We start from the raw sequence: 20,848 nt of genomic DNA on the forward strand, positions 1-20,848 counted from the left end.
TTTCATATATCTTTGATGTAGTATTATAATTTCTATTGGATGATTCCTGACAAAGAACAAATTTTAAAAAACGTTTCGTTTAAAACATCAAGAAGCGGAGGCAAGGGCGGACAAAATGTAAATAAGGTTTCTAGCAAGGTAGAACTTATTTTTAATATTAGTTCGGCAAGCTTTTTATCAGAAGAGGAAAAGGAAATATTGCTAGAAAAGCTTTCAAATCGTATTGATAATGAAGGTTTACTTCATATTATTACGCAAGAAGATAGAAGCCAATTGTTAAACAAAGAAAAGACAATTGTTAAGCTTATTGATTTAATTAGAAAATCGCTTTTGGTGCAAAAAGAACGTAAAGCGGTTAAAGTACCAAAATCTGTAATCGAAAAAAGATTGAGAAATAAAGCAGAAAATTCCTCTAAAAAAGAAACAAGAAAGAGACCTTCGTTAGATTAATTTGATTTTCCAAAACGATAAAACAAACTTAACCCACCATAATTTTGTGCTTTGGCCACACTTTTAACTTCCTTAGTTTTGAAAATTATATTAAAATCAACAGTAAATCTTTGCGAACTATAATTTACACCAAATTGTTGCTCGAAAACGATTGGTTTAACTCCAAAAGTTAAAGGGCTGTTATTGTTAAAAAGGCTTCCCTGAATGGTTGCATCGTAAGCGACAACATTTAATTGTGGTTTTAAATAAAAGAAAAATTCCGAATTGTTTAATTTCTTGGTTTTAGAATCTCCGATTACTGCATTATGGTAAGCCGAATTAAACAATTGATTTAGTCTACCAGCTCTAAATACTGCCGAAGCACCAACACCACTAAAGGTTGTTCCCAGATTTGCATAACCGTTTCCGCTTAAATCTACTACATTATCATTAGAACGAATAATTAATTTGCTGTAGTTAGCTGAAAAGTTTACCGCAATTTCATTTTTAATTTGATATTCCCAGCCTGCGGGAGTGTAGAAACCAACTGTTTTATGAAGGAATTCTTGCGCATCTTGTGCTAAAGAATTTGGACCAACAGTTCCTATCTCTACAAAAGTTTTAAGTAAACTTTCTTTTTTGTAGAAAACAGAATATGCTGCACCCGCGTACAAATATCCCGCAAAAGGCCTGTCTTGATCCTCTTTTTTAGCAACCATTCCCCAATAAGGTGTATATATTTTCTGTCCAACCGAAATTTCGTAAGTCTTTTTTTCTACATCTTCTGATAAATTATTCGGATTTAAAGCTCGTCTGAAATAAATAAATAAGCCATTAGTGTAATATCTATCATTTAAAGTGGCCAAATAAGCATCGTTTTCGGTTTTAAAACCAAACTCGTTTTTAAAGTTTTGAGCATTAACTCCACAGAAAAAGAATATTGCGATTAAGGAAAGTAAAAATGATTTCATAAAAAAAAGTCCCGATAATTATCGGGACTATAAATGTATTTAATGTATTTGAATTAATTATCTGTGCAATTCAATAAAAATCAATTATTGAAAAATTAATTAACTATTGCAGCTGTTTTAATACTTAAATCAAGTGGTTTTTTCACTTTGTTTTTCAATAAAGCAAGTTCAATAACCTCACTCATTTCAGTAACATAGTGGAATTTCAGATCCTTAATGTAACTTTCTTTAATCTCTAAAATATCTTTTCTGTTGCTTTTACAAAGAATAATTTCTTTGATATTTGCTCTTTTAGCAGCAAGGATTTTTTCTTTAATTCCGCCAACAGGTAAAACTTTTCCACGTAAAGTAATCTCGCCTGTCATTGCTAAATGCTGCTTAACTTTACGTTGAGTAAATGCAGATGTTAACGCAGTTAACATAGTTACACCAGCAGAAGGACCATCTTTTGGAGTTGCGCCCGCTGGAACGTGAACATGAACATCCCAATTATCAAATAAAGTGTAATCAATACCAAATTCGCTGGCATGTGCTCTTAAATAAGCCAAAGCAATTACTGCCGATTCTTTCATCACATCGCCCAAATTACCGGTTAATGTAAGTTTGCCTTTACCCGGACTTAAGCTAGATTCGATAAATAGAATATCACCACCAACACTTGTCCATGCTAAGCCCGTAACAACGCCCGCAACTTCATTACCTTCATATAAATCTTTATCGTAAATAGGGGCGCCTAAAATACGTTCAACATCTTCTTCGGTTAAAGTAACATTGTATTCTTCTTCCATTGCAAGTTTTGTAGCCACGCCACGCACAAGAGAACCAATTTTTTTCTCTAAGCCACGTACGCCACTTTCCCTTGTATAATCTTCAATTACTTTTTCGATTAAGCTCGGTTTAAGAACAATATCTTTAATTTTTAAGCCGTGATTTTCTTTTTGCTTTGGCAATAAGAATTTCTTGGCAATCTCTATCTTTTCTTCAATTGTGTAGCCATTTACTTCGATAATTTCCATACGATCGAGCAATGCAGGCTGAATTGTGCTTAATGAATTTGCTGTTGCGATGAATAAAACATTCGACAAATCGTAATCTACTTCTACATAATGATCGTAGAATGCATTGTTTTGCTCAGGATCTAAAACTTCAAGCAAAGCTGATGAAGGGTCGCCTCTGTGATCGGTGCCAACTTTATCAATTTCATCCAAAACGAACACAGGATTATCTGCACCGGCTTTTTTAATTGATGAAATTATTCTACCCGGCATTGCACCAATATACGTTTTTCTATGACCTCGAACTTCGGCTTCATCTCTAATACCACCAAGCGCCATACGTACATAATTACGACCTAAAGCTTTAGCTATTGATTTTCCTAAAGATGTTTTACCAACTCCCGGAGGACCAACTAAACAAAGGATTGGCGCTTTCATATCTCTTTTCAGTTTTAAAACTGCGAGATATTCTATAATACGCTGCTTAACTTTTTCAAGTCCGAAATGGTCTTTATCTAAAATGCGTTGTGCTCTTTTTAAATCGAAATTATCTTTAGTTAATTCGCTCCAAGGCAAATCAAGTAATAACTCCAAGTAATTTAACTGAACAGAATAATCTGGCGCAGCAGGATTCATTCTGCCAAGTTTATCAAGCTCCTTATCGAAATGAGTATCTACTTGTTTAGACCATTTTTTCTTTTTAGCTCTTTCTTGTAAAGCATCAAACTCTATATCAGCAGAACTACCGCCTAATTCTTCCTGGATAGTTTTTAATTGTTGATTTAAAAAATAATCTCGTTGCTGTTTATCTAAATCGGTACGAACTTTCGATTGAATCTGATTTCTCAATTCAAGCATTTGTAGTTCAACCATTAAAAGCTCCATTACCTTTTGCGCTCTGTTAAGCAAATTATCCATTTCAAGGATTTTTTGCTTTTCAGCCATTTCGGCATTCATGTTTGATGATATAAAGTTTATCAAAAATGAATTGCTTTCGATGTTTTTTAGTGCAATACTGGCTTCTGTAGGAATGTTTGGCGAAAGCTGAATAATTTGAGAAGACATTTCTCTAATCGAGGCAATTAATGTCTTAAATTCTTTATCTGCTTTATGTTTTTGCTCTTCAAATTTCTTTATAGTAGCCGTAATATATGGCTCATTTTGAACCTCTTCTATTAAGCTAAAGCGTTGTTTACCCTGGATAATTACAGTTGTATTTCCATCGGGCATTTGAAGCAATTTAATAATGTGTGCAACTGTACCAACGGTATTAAGTTGCTCAAAAGTAGGGTCTTCTATAGAAACATCTTTCTGAGAAACTACACCAATTATTTTATTGCCCTTGTAAGCTTCTTTAATCAATTTTATTGATTTATCTCTCCCAACCGTAATAGGAATAACCACACCCGGGAATAAAACAGTATTACGTAAAGGTAATATTGCTAAAACTTCTGGTGTTTCTTCGTTATTCATATCGTCTTCATCCTGCTGAGACATAAGCGGGAAAAATTCGGTATCCTCATTAATAATCGGCATTGCTGTATTAAAATCAAATATATCGTGTTTGCTCATTATTCTTTTGTATAACGACAAACTGGCAGTTTCGTCGTAGGTAATTTGTGTGTATTTAATATACATTTATTAAATTCAACTCTTGTGCCAAAGTTGTTTTAAATTAATGTTAGCTTAAAATTGGTATAATGTTATGATAAAAAGGCAGTGAATATAAATTGTTCGCCAAATATCATATAAAGTAAATTCTTACGTTAAAGCTATTGTTTGAGTGTTTTAGTGAATGTAAATAAATTAAAGCACTTTATTTTCTTAGAATTGAATTATATTGCGTGAATATTATTCTTTTATTTCTGTCGAAATTTTAGATTTGTCAACTTATTATTAGTACATGAACTTTATAAAACATACCATTTTAGGGTTAATTATTATCTCATCAACAAGCAGTTATGCACAAAATAGTATCGATAAGAAAATTATGGATGCAATGCTTAAAGGTGATTATAAAACAGCAGTTTCCCAATTAGAAAAGTCGAGTACGAAAGACCCAAATAATGTTAATGTACTAAAAATGCTAGGTTATTCTTACTATCAAAGTGGCGATTATGAAAATTCGATAACTACTTATAGTAACCTAATTGTTTTAAAACCTACCGAGGTTTCTGCGTATTATTATAGAGGTAAAGCTCGATTAAATGTTGCAAACGACCCTAAACAATCTTTAAATACAATGAGAGAAAATTTCTACTTAGCTGCAATTAAAGATTTTACAAAAGCAAGTGAATTAAGTGGAGAAGAGGATACACAGATGCTTCAAAACAGGGGTTTAGCGTATAAAGACTACGCGATTTTTAAATCATTTAAAGCGAAGAAAAATCTTGAAAAGCAAGCTTGTGTTGCCTTATTTAATAATTCGATAGCCGATTTTCAGAAAGTTTTGACCTTACAGCCGTTAAGAAAAGATATTATAGATTGGATTACTTACGATAAAGCTCAAATTACAAGTTTGAAGTAAGTTAATTACAACAAACAAAAAATGCGGATTATCTACAATCCGCATTTTTTGTTTTAAAATATTTCTTTAACCTGGTATTTCTTTTCTTTAAGAAGTTTTATCTTTTGATGTTTCTTAACTAAATATAAACTATCGGGATAATACAAAAGCGTATCTCCAGAAGTGTACAGTATATTTTTGTTCGAAATTATAATCTCGATTTTCTTTACTTTATTCTCGAAACTATCAATTTGAACACTTTTAACAGGGATTTTTTTGCTTGATGATGTGTAAATTAATCCATCATTCAGTTTCTGAATTTTAAAACTTCCTTTCCAGGATGCTTTGTTAATATCTGCATTTGCAAAAATTGAAAATTCCTTTTCCCAATCGTTAATGTTTAGCTTTTTAGTTTCTTTAACGCCATCAATATCAACTTCTTTTAAAATTAGAGGATTCGTTTTTTTAAGCCTGATACTTTCCTTTTGGAAATAACCTTTAATATCGAAGTATAATAATTCTGTATTCGCCTTCGATTCTTTTTCCTGATTACAGGAAATTAAACCAAAGGCAAATATAAAATACATTAGTTTTTTAGCCATTATACTAAAACGTTACCTGTCATTTCTTCAGGAATGCTTACGCCTAAAATTTTCAAAACTGTTGGTGCAATATCGCCAAGTTTGCCATCTGCAATTTGATTGTAATCGCTATCGATTAAAATGCAGGGAACCAGATTTGTTGTGTGGGCGGTATTTGGAGAACCATCGCCATTAACCATAAATTCAGAGTTACCATGGTCGGCAAGCAAAATGAAAGAGTATCCGTTTTCTAAACCTTTGTTAACAACAGTTTCGGCACATTTATCAGCAGTTTCTACAGCTTTAATAACTGCTTCGAAAACACCGGTATGTCCAACCATATCAGGATTAGCAAAGTTTAAGCAGATAAAATCAGCCCAACCTGTTTCAAGTTCTTTTGTAATTGCTTCGGTAATTCCCGCGGCACTCATTTCTGGTTGCAAATCGTAGGTTGCAACTTTTGGAGAAGGAATTAAAATACGTTTTTCATTTTCAAATTCTGTTTCTCTTCCGCCAGAAAAGAAGAACGTTACGTGAGGATATTTTTCTGTTTCGGCAATTCTGATTTGATTTTTTCCATTCTCTGCTAAAACCTGACCAATAGTATGTGATAAATCATCTTTTGTGAAAACGACATTTACTTTCTCGAAACTTTCATCGTACGTAGTCATTGTAACATAATACAATGGTAGTTTGTGCATTTGCTGCTCCGGGAAATCTTTTTGAGTTAGTGCGGTTGTAATTTCTCTTCCTCTATCTGTTCTAAAGTTAAAGCAGATTACTACATCATCATTTTTGATGGTTGCAACTGGTTCGCCATTATCTTTTGTTAAAACAACCGGTTTTAAAAATTCATCCGTTACGCCTTCGTCATAAGATTTTTTAATGCTCGCTAATGCGTTTTGAGATTTTTCGCCAACGCCATTAACCATTACATCGTAAGCTTGTTTAACACGTTCCCAACGATTATCTCTATCCATTGCATAATAACGACCAACTAACGATGCCAACTTTGTATTAGAATTTTGAATATGGTTTTCCAAATCAGTAATAAATCCTAAACCAGAATTTGGGTCGGTATCTCTACCATCTAGAAAAGCATGAACGTAGCTGTTTTCTACATGTGCTTCATTAGCAGCATCGCAAAGCGCTTTTAAATGTTCTATATGAGCGTGAACACCGCCATTTGAAACCAAGCCAATAAAATGTACAGCTTTATTATTTGCCTTTGCATATTCAAAAGCTTTAACTAAAACAGGGTTGCTGTGTAATTCTCTATCGGTAATTGCTTTATTAATTCTTCCAAGTTCTTGATAAACAACTCTTCCGGCACCTAAATTCATGTGGCCAACCTCCGAGTTACCCATTTGACCTGCAGGTAAACCAACAGCTTCTCCAGATGCTTCTAATTTTGAATTTGGATATTTTTGAATCAAAGAATCAAAAAATGGTGTGTTAGCAGCGTATGCAGCATCAGAGTTGTCGTGCTTTCCGTAACCCCATCCATCTAAAATAATAAGTGCAAGTTTTTTATTTTTCATTCGTTTTAAATTTTTAAGCCATATAAGTCCATTAGTTAAATATCGGTAAATGGTTTAGGCTAGTAGCGGCAATAATAATAAAGCAATTTTAAAACATTTTAATCATATTGATGTTTTAACAATTCTTTATATAGCAAATATAGGTTTATTGCCGCTTATACAAATCAAGAAATCCTTTTTTTGATAAGCTAATGGCATAATTTTAGCTGTACGGTGATTATAAAATACAGAAATGATCCGAAGCTTGTTTTTATTGTTAGTTGCTATTTCGCCGATTTATCGTTCTATTGGCTTCCAGGCAGATATTATCGATGATTTATCATCACATTTCAGAGCTGGAAATTCTAAAGAAATTGCTAAAAATTTTGCGCCTACAATAGAATTGATCATTATAGATGAAGAAGATGTATACTCTAAAGCACAGGGAGAACAAATTTTAAAGGATTTTTTCAGTAAACACCAACCAACAAAAACAAGTATTTTTCACCGTATAAATAACAGCCAGAATTATAGGTTTGGTGTTATTGTGCTCAGTACCTCAAAAGAAACATTCAGGGTTTCTATAACGATGAAAAAGTTTAACAATGCTTTCTTGATAACAGAATTAAGAATAGAACCTGCTAAGGATTAAACTTATTATATTTTCAGTTGCCTTGTACTAAAGGCTAATTGCCTAATCGTAAATATTTGCTATTTTTGAAGTTTAAAAACCATCATTTTGGACAAAGAACTTCTATCTCAATTTATAAAAAATGCCCTTGCGGAAGACGTTGGCGACGGCGACCACACTTCATTATCTACAATTCCTCAAAATACTCAGGGTAAAGCCAAATTAATAATTAAAGAAGATGGCATTTTAGCCGGTATTGAATTAGCGCTGCAAATTTTCGAAGAAGTTGATTCGAACTTAAAAGTTGATGTATTAATTAAGGATGGGAGCGAAGTAAAGGTTGGCGATATTGCGTTGGCTGTATCTGGCAGCACACACTCCATTCTGATTGCGGAACGTTTGGTTCTAAATTGCATGCAACGCATGAGTGGTATTGCAACTAAAACCAATAGAATAGTTTCTAAGCTGAGCAAAACAAAAACAAAGCTTTTAGATACCAGAAAAACAACTCCAGGTTTACGTTATCTGGAAAAATGGGCAGTAAGAATTGGTGGAGGTGTTAACCATCGAATTGGTTTATACGATATGATTTTAATAAAAGATAATCATGTTGACTATGCCGGAGGAATTAGCAATGCAATTAATTCTGCCAGAAAATACTTGGAAGAACAGCATAAATCTCTACAAATTGAAATTGAGGTGAGGAATATTGAGGAATTAAATCAGGTGATAGAAGCCGGAGGAGCAGATAGAATTATGCTTGATAATTTTAGTTTCGAAAATTTAACTGAAGCAGTAAAATTGGTTGATGGTAGATTTATTACCGAAGCATCTGGAGGTATTACAGAAGAAAATGTTGAAGAATATGCAGCTTGTGGCGTCGATTTTATATCAATGGGCGCATTAACACATTCAGTTAAGAGCTTAGATATGAGCTTGAAAGCATATTAATCTATAATTTCATATATAAAGAAAAGCTTATTTTTTGTATCATTGTAGGCTATGGTCACGGTTTATTCTCTCACTGCCCTATTATTTGCATACCTTTTTGGTTCTATTCCAACGGCGGTATGGTTAGGTCAGGCTTTTTACGGAGTTGATGTTAGAGAATACGGAAGTGGAAATGCTGGTGCAACCAATACTTTTAGGGTATTAGGTAAAAAAGCCGGTATTGCCGTAATGATTATCGACATTGCTAAAGGCTATACTGCAACAAATTTAGCCTACCTAATAGGCATGTCTGTAACCGGGCCTCAACATTCTGTAGTTTTTGTTAATTACCAATTGGCACTAGGTGTAACCGCAGTAATGGGACATTTATTCCCGATATTTGCTGGTTTTAGAGGTGGTAAAGGCGTTGCAACACTTTTTGGAATGATTTTGGCAGTTAACTTCCACGCATCTATGCTTTGTGTTCTGGTTTTCGTGGTTGTACTGTTATTAACAAAATATGTATCGTTAAGTTCTATTTGCGCAGGCTTCACTTTTCCTTTAAGTGTTGTCTTTTTGTTTCAGGTTTCAATTAAATCTGAAGTGCTTTATGGAATGGCTGTTTGTGTTTTAATACTGGTTACACACCAAAAAAATCTCGAAAGGTTGCTGAAAGGCAAAGAATCTAAAGTGTATTTGTTTAAGAAAAAAACTAATTAATTAACAAAAACACATTCACCAAAACTTATTTGTAAGCGTTCTGTTTCTCTTACAAATATTTACCAATCTTTTTAAATCGCATTATGAAAAAGTTATTTTTAACGGCAAGTGTTGCTGGGGTTTTATTGTTTAACTCATGTTCTACAGTTCCATTAACTGGACGTAGCCGATTTGACTTAGTGGGTAATGATCAGGTTTTACCAATGGCTTTTCAGGCTTATAGTACTTTTTTAACTGAAAATAAAGCAGCAGTTTTACCAGCATCAAATGCACAGGCTTTAAAAGTTAAAACTATTGGAGCCAAGCTAATTACTGCTGTAAAATCATATATGAATAACAACAACTACGGTAATTTAATTGCAGATTACCAGTGGGAGGTTAATGTTGTTCAAAACAATGAAAAAAATGCTTGGTGTATGCCTGGTGGAAAAATTGTAGTTTATACTGGTATTTTGCCTGTAACACAAGATGACGCAGGTTTAGCTACTGTAATGGGGCATGAGATTGCTCACGCGATTGCTGGTCACTCGGCAGAACGTATGTCTAACGAAATGGTTGCGCAAGGATTGGGTTCTTTAGCAGGTGCCGCCTTATCAAAAAATCCAAAAGTTCAATCAATTTTTAATGCAGGTTACGGCGTTGGTGGACAGGTTGCTATGTTGAAATTTAGTAGAAACCAAGAGTTAGAAGCTGATAGATTAGGCTTAATTTTTATGGCGATGGCGGGTTACAATCCTCAAAATGCCACAGCTTTTTGGAATAGGATGTCTGCAGCTTCTGCTGGTGCACAAACGCCGGCTGAGTTTTTAAGTACACACCCAAGTGATGCAACACGTATTGCTCAGATTCAGAAATATTTGCCTGAAGCACAACAGTATTATAAGAAATAGTAAAGAGCTGAAAGTTTAAAGTGAAAAGTTTAAGGTTGAAAGTGTAAAGCTTTCAACCTTTTTTATGCCTTTTATTTGATTAATTGAAACAGTTAATTTAGGTGTTTGTTTGAATTAATGACCAATGACCAATGACCAATGACCAATGACCAATGACCAATGACCAATGAACTAAACTCCTAAAACCTTAAGAATTGCACTCGCTTTAAGCAAACATTCATCATATTCTTTTTCGGCATCTGCCTGATAAGTAATTGCACCGCCAACTTGAAAAGATAGATATTGATTCCTTTGATTATAAATAATGCTGCGGATAATAACATTGAAATCAAAATCTCCATTCGGTGTTATACAACCAAAAGAACCTGAATAAACACCCCGTTTAGACACTTCAAATTCCTCGATTAGCTGCATTGCTTTAACTTTTGGTGCTCCAGTCATAGAACCCATTGGAAATGCATATTTAATTGCATCTATAAAATGAGCATCAGGATTTAATTCGCTACTAATTGTAGAAATCATTTGATGCACCTGAGGGAAAGTATAGATTCCAAATAGTTCTTCAACTTTAACAGAACCTTTAACTGCAGATTTTGTAAGGTCGTGACGAACCAAATCTACAATCATTACATTTTCTGCCTGTTCTTTGATATCGTTTTTTAGGTTGATTTTGATTTGCTTATCTTCGATTAAATCTGCACTTCTTTTAGCTGTGCCTTTTATGGGTTGTGATATAATTTTTGAACCTCTTTTGCATAAAAAGCGCTCGGGCGTAGCCGATAAGATATATTGATGATAAACTTTAAAATAGCCTGCAAATGGTGTTGGAGATACTTTATTTAACAGCTCGAAAGTTTCTACGGGATCAATAATTGCATTCTCAGCAAAAAATTCCTGACAGAAATTAACTTCGTAAATATCTCCCCGAAGAATATGATTTTTTAGTTCATTTACTTTGTTTATATATTGAGTTTTGGAAAGTTTTTGATTAATAGTTAAATCGGGAGAAGAAGATGCTTCTATGATATTTAAACTATTTATTTCTTCGAGAATGGAATCATTTCCTAATAACACTTCTGCTTTTCCATTTTTAAAACCGATTAAGTATTTCGGCACAAAAAAGTATAAATCAGGAAACTGTAGTTTATCAGAATTTGCAGATTGCAAATCTTCAGTTTCATTTTTTAAATCGTAACCGAAGAAACCAAAAAGCCATGTTTTGTGATTTTCGTAAAAGGTTTTGAGCTTCTCGAAAGCTGTTCCAGAATTGGTTTTTAATTCAACCTGAACATCTGCTGCAATAATAAATTCATATGCAGAATATTCGTCTTTATATTGATTGGAATCTAAAATACAGCAAACCTTAAACTGGTTGGCCCAATGCAATGCTTTTTGTTTAAAAGCTGATATGTTTTGTTCGGTTTTCAAGCAGCGACAAAGGTAACTAAACCCGACATAAGTGGAAAGCTTACGGGTGCAGAAACTTCAATTTTTAGAGAAAGTAAACCGTAACTTGAAACATTGGCGGGACTGAACATAAATAGTAGCAATTGCTGTGCTTTCCAAATAAAAAAGCAACCCAAATTTGGATTGCTTTGTATTTTGATGCTGTCAGTCTGAGTTTATCGAAGACTTATTTAGTATTTCGACAGGCTCAATATGACAAGAAATTATAATTCTAGAGTTTGTGCTCTATCTGGGCCAACTGATAAAAACTTGATTGGCACTTCTAATTCTTTTTCTAAGAATGCGATGTAATCGTTCAATTTAGCCGGAATTTCATCAACAGAAGTAATTTTAGTTACGTCAGTTGCCCAACCATCAATAGCTTTAAGCACAGGTTTTGGCTCAATTGAAATAATGTCGTAAGGCATATAATCAATTGTTTCGCCATTATATTCGTAATGTGTACAAGCATAAATGGTATCGAAAGTATCTAATACGTCAGCTTTCATCATAATTAATTCGGTTACACCGTTTAACATGATGGCATATTTTAACGCAGGAAGATCAATCCAGCCACAACGACGGGCACGACCTGTTGTTGCACCAAATTCGTGACCTAAAGCACGAAGGTTTTCTCCAACTTCGTTATCTAACTCGGTAGGGAACGGACCGCCACCAACACGAGTACAATATGCTTTGAAAATGCCGTAAACTGCACCAACTTTGTTTGGAGCAATCCCTAAACCGGTACAAGCACCAGCAGTTGTGGTATTACTTGATGTTACAAAAGGATATGAGCCAAAATCTACATCTAATAATGTTCCTTGAGCACCTTCAGCCAAAACAGCTTTACCTTCTTTTAAGTAACCGTTAACGAAATGCTCGCTATCTACATGAGGAATTGATTTTAAAAACTCAATTGCTTCGAAAAATGCAGCTTCTTTTTCAGCTAATTCATATTCAAACTCGTAATGAGAAAGTATTTCAGTATGTTTTTCAACCAATTTAGCGTAACGCTCTTTAAAATCAGGCAGGGTTGTATCGCCAACGCGTAAACCATTACGACCTGTTTTATCCATATAGGTTGGGCCGATGCCTTTTAAAGTAGAACCGATTTTGTTTTTACCCATTCGTGCTTCGTTAGCAGCATCCAATAATTGGTGAGTAGGTAAAATTAAGTGTGCTTTACGGGCGATAACTAATTTGCCATCAGCAACTGGATCGTGACCGGCTTTTTTTAGATTATCTAGCTCTCTTTTTAAGATAATTGGATCGATAACCACTCCGTTACCGATAAGATTCATGGTTTTCTCGTTAAAAATACCTGATGGAATGGTGTTTAAAACAAATTTTTTACCATCGAATTCCAAAGTATGTCCGGCATTTGGGCCACCCTGAAAGCGGGCAATAAGATCATATTTCGGACTAAGAACGTCAACGATTTTTCCCTTTCCTTCGTCGCCCCATTGCAGGCCGAGAAGTACATCTACTTGCGTCATTATTAAAAAATTAAGCTGGTTTTATTTTTTTGGATTGATTTAATTTGCTTTAACAGTTGCAGCACTGGCCGCATTTTCACTTACTTTTCTCGCCATACTGCAATCAGAGCAGAAGCCGTAAAGGTTTAAAGAATGGTGTTTAACATCAAATTTTAACAAATCGCCAACCATAGTTTGGATTTGATGAATTCGAGGGTCGCAAAATTCTACAACCTTACCACATTCGATACAGATAACGTGATCATGTTGACGGTAACCATAAGATTTTTCGAATTGTGCCATGTTTTTACCGAACTGATGTTTGGTAACCAAATCACAAGAAACCAACAACTCTAAAGTATTATAAACCGTAGCACGGCTTACACGATACTTTTGGTTTTTCATGTGGATGTATAGGGTTTCAACATCGAAGTGGTCGTTTCGCGAATAGATTTCTTCTAGAATGGCGAAACGTTCAGGTGTTTTTCGTAGATTTTTGTTTTCTAAATAAGCTTCAAAAATTTTACGAACCAGCTCATTTGTTTTTTGTTCTGACATAGTTTTTAAACTCCGTTCAAAGGTAGTTAAATTGTTGGATTGTTATAACTTTCTATTGTTGAAATGTTGTAATAAGTGCGTGGTTAGAAGACTAAAGATCAAAGCTTAAAGGTTAAAGCTAAAAATCTTCCAACTTCAGACATCTGACTCCTGACAAATTACGCATCAAATCTGGTAACTCCTGTTACACCACGTACTTCCATTAAATTCTTAATTAATTTCTCCAAATGTTCGGTATCGTTAACAAAAATCATAATCGAGCCATCAAAAATTCCTTCGTTAGTATCAACAGTAATAGAGCGCATATTTACTTTAAAATCATTTGAAATTACTTTGGTGATGTTATTAATCAAGCCCACATCATCAATACCAACTATACGTAAACCTGTTAAGAAAGTTAATTCTTGTTGTTTATTCCACTTAGCTTTAACAATTCTATAGCCATAATTAGACATTAACTGTGCCGCATTAGGGCAGTTCGTTCTATGTATTTTTATACCTTCGCTTACAGTAACGAAGCCGAAAACGTCATCACCGGGAATCGGATTACAACATGCAGCAAGCGTATAATCTATCTTCTGCATATCTTCGCCGATAAGTAAAATATCAGCTTCTGGGCCTTTAATTTTACCTTTTATGGCATCAATACTTAAATTTTCTGGTCGTTCTGGTCCACGGGTTTCAATTTCCTTCTCGCTAACCAGGTATTCTTTAATATCCTTAAGCTCTATTTTACCCAGCGCTACTTGAACAAACAACTCTTGAGTTGAGGGAAGCTTAAAATAATAACTGATTTTATTAAGGTTATCGGTATTGTAGGTGATTTTTAACGATTTTAACTTACGTTCTAAAATTTCTTTACCAGTTTCGGCTATTTTTCTTTTTTCTTCTTTTAGCGAAGATTTTATTTTCGATTTTGCTTTTGCAGTTACAACTACATTTAACCAATCTTCTTTAGGGGCTTGTTTGCTCGATGTAATAATTTCTACCTGATCGCCATTTTGTAGTTTGTAAGAAATCGGTACCAGCTTGTGATTTACCTTTGCACCGATACAAGTTGCACCAACATCAGTGTGAATTTCAAAAGCAAAATCTAAAGCCGTTGCACCTAATGGTAGTTGAATTAAAGCACCTTTGGGCGTAAAAATGAAAATCTCGTCAGAGAATAAATTCATTTTAAAATCATCAAGAAAATCCAAAGCATTCGCTTCGGGGTTGTTTAGCATTTCACGAACCTTTTGAATCCATTGGTCTAAACCATTATCATTGCTCGATTCTTTGTATTTCCAATGTGCTGCGAAACCTTTCTCAGCAATTTCATTCATTCTCTGGGTACGAATTTGTACTTCAACCCATTGTCCGCGTGGACCCATTACCGTTGTGTGTAAAGATTCATAACCATTTCCTTTCGGAGATGAAACCCAGTCACGCAAACGATCGGGATTTGGGCGATACAAATCAGTTACGATAGAATAAGCTTTCCAGCAATCTGCTTTCTCATTCTCGTATGGACTATCTAAAATTATTCTGATGGCAAAAAGATCATAAACCTCCTCAAAAGGAATATTTTTCTTCTTCATTTTATTCCAAATCGAATGAATCGATTTTGGGCGACCGTAAACATTAGCGAGCAAACCCTGTTCAAAAACAATTTCATCAATTGGCTCAACGAATTTCTTGATAAATAAATTTCGCTCTGCCTTTTTCTCGTTTAGCTTTTTGGCAATGAATTTATAAGTTTCCGGCTCCAGATATTTCATAGAAAGATCTTCAAGCTCCGATTTAATTGCATATAAACCTAAACGATGCGCTAATGGAGCGTATAGATAAATGGTTTCTGATGCGATTTTAAGTTGTTTATGGCGAGGCATAAAATCCATCGTTCGCATATTGTGCAACCTATCTGCAAGTTTTATCAAAATTACCCTAACATCATCGGCCAGAGTTAAAAGCATTTTACGAAAATTCTCTGCCTGTAGTGAGCTATTGGTGTCAAATACACCCGAAATTTTTGTTAAACCATCAATGATTTTAGCGGTTTTCTTACCAAATTCACGTTCAATATCTTCAAGTGTGATATCAGTATCTTCAACAACATCGTGCAGTAAAGCACAAACTATTGAGGTTGTACCCAAACCAATTTCTTCGGCAGCAATTTGAGCAACAGCAATTGGGTGGTAAATGTATGGTTCTCCAGATTTTCGGCGCATATCTTTATGGCTTTCTAAGGCCATATCGAATGCTTTTCTGATTTCTTTTTTATCTCCCTTTTGCAACGTAGACTTGCTTGCACGGAGTAATGCCCTATATCTTTTTAATATTTCTTTTTTCTCTGCCTCTAAATCGATCACTAACTCTGTTTTCATTTGTATTTTTTGCGTAAAAAATTGCGTCTTATTATTCAATAAAACTTATATTAGTTTTATAAAACTCCTAATATATGAAATAACCCCTAACTTTGTTGAGGTATAAATTTATGAATTTTAAAGGGCTTATCATTCTATTTATTGTCATCATTTTCGGTGTTTCAACTAAAGCACAAGAAAATGTAGAACCGGTTTTTCCAAAATTGGGTAAGCTAGATACCATTAGAGTGGCTTCTACCAATGATAATGGCGTCATGATTCCATGGATGCAACTTTATGATGTGACCATAGTTGCACCACATATTTTTAAATCGCCTGCAGAGCAAGCTGCATATAATAGGTTGCGCTACAATGTTTTAAAAGTGATACCTTATGCGCTATTTGCAAAGCGTAGATATGAACAATTGGAGCGTGATTTAGTTACTGCTCCGGAAAAGAAACGTCAGAAAGAATTGGTTAAGCAATGCGATAAGGAAATTAAAGATATGTTTAACCGTGAGATTAAAGATTTAACCATTACTCAGGGGAAAATTTTAACAAAACTTATTGATAGGGAAGTGGGACGTACAACTTATGATATTGTAAAGCAAACAAAAGGTGGTTTTGCAGCGTTTTCTTACCAGGTTATAGCCAGAGTTGTTGGTCATAATTTAAAAAGCGAGTACAATATTAACGAAGACCGGGATATTGAATCTATAATCAGAGCATCCGGTTTCTATCAATAAATATATAATGAAAGAAAATATCCCTAATATCTATTCATTTAAAGTGAAGAAGATAACAGGCGACGAGCAGCCGCTTTCAGCTTTCCGAAATAAAGTTTTATTAATCGTTAATACCGCTTCAGAATGTGGTTTTACGCCACAACTCGGAGAACTACAGAAACTTAAGGATGAAATTGGAAATCCTGATTTTGAAATTTTAGGTTTCCCTACAAATGATTTCGGAAAACAGGAACCACTAAATGGTGATGATATCAGCAATTTTTGCGAGATAAATCATGGAGTCAAGTTTCCGGTTTTTGATAAAATAATGGTTCGTGGAGCACATGCACATCCATTATATCAGTTTTTAAGTGATAAAAAGCAAAATTCTAAGCTCACATCAACACCAAGGTGGAATTTTCATAAATACCTTATCAATAAAAAAGGAGAAGTAGAAGATTATTTTTTCCCTTTTACCAAACCTTTAAGTTCAAAAATCAAGAAAAAAATTCAGCGCCTGCTGGATACAAAATAAATAATGAAGTTAGATATTTTAGTTATAGCCGTTCATCCTGATGATGCGGAACTTTGTTGCTCTGGAACAATTTTAAAACACATTGCACTAGGTAAAAAAGTTGGAATTGTAGATTTAACCAGAGGCGAATTAGGTACTCGGGGTACAGCAGAAACTCGTGATGAAGAAGCTGTAGATTCTGCAAAAATATTAGGATTGCATGCCCGTGAAAATCTGAGGTTTAGAGATGGTTTTTTTCAAAATGACGAGTTTCATCGTTTGGAAGTTATAAAGGCAATTAGAAAATACCAACCGGAAATTATTTTAAGCAACGCGTTGGAAGACCGCCATCCAGACCACGGAAGAGCAGGAGATTTAGTTTACGATTCTGTTTTTCTATCCGGCTTACCAAAAATTGAAACTGAGGTTGATGGAAACAAACAAGCAGCTCATCGCCCACGATTATTGTTGCAATATATCCAAGACAGGTATTTAAAACCTGATATTATTGTAGATATTACCGAGCACATGGATGCAAAAATTGAATCGATAAAGGCATTTAAAACTCAATTTTACAATCCAGATGTAGATGGTTTACAAACTTATATTTCATCGCCTGAGTTTTTTGAATCTGTAATCGGTCGTTCAAGGGAGTTTGGTAAAAGCATTGGCGCTACTTTTGGCGAAGGCTTTACTTCAAGAAAATTGCTAGGCGTAGATAATTTATTTGATTTAAAATAACCTTATTTTCTTAGCGTAAAGCTTTGTGTTCTTTGCGGTTAATTCTGTCGCTCCAACAAAATCGCCTGTTGTTTGTTACTCTAAAAACGAATAACAATAATGGCGAACATATTCTCTTCAATCAAAAACGCGTACAACCTTTTTAAACATGTAGATTTTGCAAAGTTAGATGCGCTATCTAAAAAAGTAGATCTGCCGAAAATGGTCGAAACCATTTCAAGCCTCGATGAAAAACAAATCTCGGGCATGATGAAAATGATGGGTGGGTCTGGCAAAAAGAAAGAACTTCCTCCAATTGATGGCGATTTTTACCAATTAGGTGATGAAGCCTTGAAAGATGAAGACCGAGCATTACAGTTAAAAGTCCGGGCTTTCCTTGAAAAAGAAGTTAAACCAATTGTAAACCATTATTGGAACAAGGCCGAATTTCCTTTTGAAATTATTCCGAAACTGGCAGAGCTTGATATTTGTGGATTAACCTATAAAGGTTATGGCTGTCCGGGAAAATCCAACTTAATGGAAGGAATTTTAGCGATGGAAATGGCCAGAATTGATACCTCGCTCTCTACATTTTTCGGCGTTCAAAGTGGTTTGGCAATGGGTTCCATTTATTTATGTGGCTCAGAAGAGCAAAAACAGCAATGGTTGCCTTTAATGCAAAAGTTTAAAATAATCGGTGCATTTGGTTTAACGGAACCAGAGGTTGGTTCTGCTGCGGCCGGAGGTTTAACAACAACCTGCAAACAAGTTGGCGGGAAATGGGTTTTAAACGGGCAGAAAAAGTGGATTGGTAATGCAACTTTTGCAGATATTTTAATCATTTGGGCTCGTGATGAAGAAAGCAATGATGTAAAAGGTTTCATTATAAAAAAAGATAATCCGGGTTTTGCTGTAGAAAAAATGCAGGATAAAATGGCTTTGCGAATTGTTCAGAACGGAATTATTACGTTAACCAATTGCGAAATAGAAGAAAGCGACCGGCTTCAAAATGCTAACTCCTTTAAAGATACCGCGAAGGTTTTGCAAATGACCAGAGCAGGCGTTGCCTGGCAAGCCGTAGGTTGTGCTCGTGGAGCTTATGAGAATGCTTTAGATTATACCAGAACACGAAAACAATTTGGAAAACCAATCGCATCATTCCAATTAATTCAAAATCATTTGGTAGAAATGCTTTCTAACTTAACTGCTATGCAAACCTTGTGTTTCCGGTTATCGCAGTTGCAAGATCAAGGCTTGCTGAAAGATGAACATGCATCATTAGCGAAGGTTTTTTGTTCTTTACGTACACGCGATGTTGTAAGCAAAGCCCGCGAAGTGATGGGTGGAAATGGAATTTTACTGGAATACAATGTGGCTCGTTTTGTAGCCGATGCAGAAGCGATTTATTCTTACGAAGGCACCAAAGAGATTAATACTTTAATTGTTGGTAGAGCAATTACAGGCTTTTCAGCTTTTGTTTAGGAGTGAAAATTTTTGATTTGAAAAGCAGATTACGGTGCTTTTCGGTTATGCCAGTCCTGCTGTACACTGTAGTCCCGATGAAAAATCGGGAGCTGCCGTTTCCATCAGGTTTATAAACAAAGGGGAGATGCTTTTCGGAAAGAAAACATCTCCCTAATTTAGTTAGGAGTTTGTTTCCTGTTTTTTTCTTCAATCCATAAAGACATATATTTTGTGCTTTGTGTGGTGTGATGATTTAAAATCTGTCCGATGAAATTGTTTTGGCGATGTTTAGATAAATCTAAATTTTCTATTTGTGACATAAAATCATCAGCTATCTGTTGGTTGGTATAACGCACATTAATAATCTCTACGCCATTTTGTTGAGCATTAAGCCATTTTGTTTTATCCTGATATAATTCAACAGCTTTATCAACAAAAGTGTCTAAATCATCTTCAATAAATCCATTCCAACTTAAAGAGCCATTCATAGCCTCAGCGCCAATTGAAGTGGTTACAGATGGTGTTCCAACTTGCATGGCATCAATAAACTTACCTTTAACTCCTGCGCCAAATTGAATAGGAGCGAGTAAGATTCTATTTTGAGATATTTCATCACGAGCGTCTTTTGCTCTTCCACGAATGAAAAAATTCTCCTTTTTGTTTTCCAACTGTAATACCTTCTGCGATGCGTAAGAACCGAAAATATTCATTTTTGCATTCGGTAACTTTTTTCTTAAATATGGCCAAACTTTGGTTTTTAAAATCTGGACAGTACTCCAGTTTGGTTCGTGTAAAAAATTCCCGATAAATATAAAATCGGTTCTTTCTTCAAAAGGAATCCAATTTTGCATCGTTGCTGAAGTGATTTTATTTTCGAGAAAAGGCAAATAGCAAATTAAAGAAGAATCTATTTTAAATTTTTCCTGAAGAATGTCCATCTCAGTTTCTGAAATGATTAAGGATATATCACAACGTAAAATAGAAGCAATTTCTCTCTTTGCAGCATCATTGTATAAATCTAAAACATCATTTTTCTTAGCGCTGATTTGTCGGGCGCTTCTTAAAAAATGTAGATCTTCAGTGTCTAAAATTTTTATCACATTCGGACATTCTTGTTGCACACGCCATCCATATTGCTCTTCAACCATAAATCGGTCGAACATTACAACATCTGGCATCAATTCTTTTAAAAAAAAGTTGAAGCTTTCATCATTCAGCTTTATCTCTTTTTCAGCTACTTTTTTATCATCAAAATCATAACTGAAATCACTTTTGGATGCAGCCGAGGTGAAAGTAACATCATATCCTTTATTCAGAAATAAATCTACCAATTGAATCATTCTCGTGCCTGCAGCCGAAGAAGTAGGTTCTGGCCAAACGAATCCAATTATCAATAATTTCTTTGCACTCATAATCTAATATTTC

Annotated in this window: 19 protein-coding genes; 10 read left to right on the top strand and 9 right to left on the bottom strand. The window is 34.6% G+C overall.

Annotated elements, in window-relative coordinates; translation table 11 throughout:
- Positions 1–39 precede the first annotated feature (39 nt).
- Positions 40–450 (top strand): alternative ribosome rescue aminoacyl-tRNA hydrolase ArfB, encoded by a 411-nt coding sequence (gene arfB / locus ACO05K_RS01900; protein ID WP_421942774.1) that lies wholly within the window; start codon positions 40–42, stop codon positions 448–450.
- Here the strand turns inward: arfB and ACO05K_RS01905 are convergent.
- Both ACO05K_RS01905 and lon read right to left on the bottom strand, forming a co-directional pair.
- Positions 447–1,400, bottom strand: coding sequence for a lipid A deacylase LpxR family protein (locus ACO05K_RS01905; protein WP_421942775.1), 954 nt, complete (start codon positions 1,398–1,400; stop codon positions 447–449). The genes arfB and ACO05K_RS01905 overlap by 4 nt on opposite strands.
- A gap of 95 nt (positions 1,401–1,495) precedes the next feature.
- A complete protein-coding gene (lon, locus tag ACO05K_RS01910) occupies positions 1,496–3,967 on the bottom strand; it encodes an endopeptidase La (protein ID WP_421942776.1) in 2,472 nt (823 codons plus the stop codon).
- 331 nt (positions 3,968–4,298) lie between these two features.
- Here lon and ACO05K_RS01915 point away from each other — a divergent pair, with 331 nt between their 5' ends.
- Positions 4,299–4,922, top strand: coding sequence for a tetratricopeptide repeat protein (locus ACO05K_RS01915; RefSeq protein ID WP_421942777.1), 624 nt, complete (start codon positions 4,299–4,301; stop codon positions 4,920–4,922).
- A 53-nt stretch (positions 4,923–4,975) separates the two neighbouring features.
- On the opposite strand, the gene ACO05K_RS01920 is transcribed toward ACO05K_RS01915, so the two are convergent.
- On the bottom strand, positions 4,976–5,488 hold the full coding sequence (locus ACO05K_RS01920; protein WP_421942778.1) for a hypothetical protein: 513 nt from the start codon (positions 5,486–5,488) through the stop codon (positions 4,976–4,978).
- A gap of 14 nt (positions 5,489–5,502) precedes the next feature.
- Positions 5,503–7,023, bottom strand: a complete 1,521-nt coding sequence (gene gpmI, locus ACO05K_RS01925; RefSeq protein WP_421942779.1) for a 2,3-bisphosphoglycerate-independent phosphoglycerate mutase — start codon at positions 7,021–7,023, stop codon at positions 5,503–5,505.
- 232 nt (positions 7,024–7,255) lie between these two features.
- On the opposite strand from gpmI, the gene ACO05K_RS01930 reads away from it, so the two are divergent.
- The 4 genes from ACO05K_RS01930 (at position 7,256) to ACO05K_RS01945 (ending at position 10,173) form a co-directional block, all read left to right on the top strand.
- The gene (locus ACO05K_RS01930; RefSeq protein WP_421942780.1) at positions 7,256–7,654 is read left to right on the top strand and encodes a DUF4783 domain-containing protein; all 399 of its coding nucleotides are present in this window, start codon (positions 7,256–7,258) and stop codon (positions 7,652–7,654) included.
- 87 nt (positions 7,655–7,741) lie between these two features.
- Positions 7,742–8,584 (top strand): carboxylating nicotinate-nucleotide diphosphorylase, encoded by an 843-nt coding sequence (gene nadC, locus ACO05K_RS01935; protein ID WP_421942781.1) that lies wholly within the window; start codon positions 7,742–7,744, stop codon positions 8,582–8,584.
- 51 nt (positions 8,585–8,635) lie between these two features.
- On the top strand, positions 8,636–9,283 hold the full coding sequence (plsY, locus tag ACO05K_RS01940) for a glycerol-3-phosphate 1-O-acyltransferase PlsY (RefSeq protein WP_421942782.1): 648 nt from the start codon (positions 8,636–8,638) through the stop codon (positions 9,281–9,283).
- An 83-nt stretch (positions 9,284–9,366) separates the two neighbouring features.
- Positions 9,367–10,173: a M48 family metallopeptidase gene (locus tag ACO05K_RS01945; protein WP_421942783.1), complete on the top strand. Its 807-nt coding sequence runs from the start codon at positions 9,367–9,369 to the stop codon at positions 10,171–10,173.
- A 171-nt stretch (positions 10,174–10,344) separates the two neighbouring features.
- On the opposite strand, the gene ACO05K_RS01950 is transcribed toward ACO05K_RS01945, so the two are convergent.
- From ACO05K_RS01950 to ACO05K_RS01965, 4 genes are all read right to left on the bottom strand, one after another.
- Entirely contained in the window at positions 10,345–11,601 is a 1,257-nt protein-coding gene (locus tag ACO05K_RS01950) for an anthranilate synthase component I family protein (RefSeq protein ID WP_421942784.1), read from the bottom strand.
- A gap of 242 nt (positions 11,602–11,843) precedes the next feature.
- Positions 11,844–13,118, bottom strand: coding sequence for an adenylosuccinate synthase (locus ACO05K_RS01955; protein WP_421942785.1), 1,275 nt, complete (start codon positions 13,116–13,118; stop codon positions 11,844–11,846).
- Positions 13,119–13,157: 39 nt separating this feature from the next.
- Positions 13,158–13,655, bottom strand: coding sequence for a Fur family transcriptional regulator (locus tag ACO05K_RS01960; RefSeq protein ID WP_421942786.1), 498 nt, complete (start codon positions 13,653–13,655; stop codon positions 13,158–13,160).
- Positions 13,656–13,813: 158 nt separating this feature from the next.
- On the bottom strand, positions 13,814–16,021 hold the full coding sequence (locus ACO05K_RS01965; RefSeq protein ID WP_421942787.1) for a RelA/SpoT family protein: 2,208 nt from the start codon (positions 16,019–16,021) through the stop codon (positions 13,814–13,816).
- Between the two features lie 110 nt (positions 16,022–16,131).
- On the opposite strand from ACO05K_RS01965, the gene ACO05K_RS01970 reads away from it, so the two are divergent.
- The 4 genes from ACO05K_RS01970 (at position 16,132) to ACO05K_RS01985 (ending at position 19,441) form a co-directional block, all read left to right on the top strand.
- Positions 16,132–16,746, top strand: a complete 615-nt coding sequence (locus ACO05K_RS01970; RefSeq protein WP_421942788.1) for a DUF4294 domain-containing protein — start codon at positions 16,132–16,134, stop codon at positions 16,744–16,746.
- A gap of 7 nt (positions 16,747–16,753) precedes the next feature.
- Entirely contained in the window at positions 16,754–17,260 is a 507-nt protein-coding gene (locus ACO05K_RS01975; RefSeq protein ID WP_421942789.1) for a glutathione peroxidase, read from the top strand.
- Between the two features lie 3 nt (positions 17,261–17,263).
- Positions 17,264–17,980 carry a bacillithiol biosynthesis deacetylase BshB1 gene (gene bshB1, locus ACO05K_RS01980; RefSeq protein ID WP_421942790.1) on the top strand — a complete coding sequence of 239 codons (717 nt, stop codon included), beginning with the start codon at positions 17,264–17,266 and terminating at the stop codon, positions 17,978–17,980.
- Positions 17,981–18,079: 99 nt separating this feature from the next.
- Complete coding sequence (locus ACO05K_RS01985) at positions 18,080–19,441, top strand: acyl-CoA dehydrogenase family protein (RefSeq protein WP_421942791.1); 1,362 nt, start codon at positions 18,080–18,082, stop codon at positions 19,439–19,441.
- A gap of 158 nt (positions 19,442–19,599) precedes the next feature.
- Here the strand turns inward: ACO05K_RS01985 and ACO05K_RS01990 are convergent, their stop codons facing one another.
- On the bottom strand, positions 19,600–20,835 hold the full coding sequence (locus tag ACO05K_RS01990; protein ID WP_421942792.1) for a glycosyltransferase family 4 protein: 1,236 nt from the start codon (positions 20,833–20,835) through the stop codon (positions 19,600–19,602).
- Positions 20,836–20,848: the final 13 nt, after the last annotated feature.

The sequence above is a fragment of the Pedobacter sp. genome (genome assembly GCF_965227205.1).
Lineage (GTDB): Bacteria > Bacteroidota > Bacteroidia > Sphingobacteriales > Sphingobacteriaceae > Pedobacter.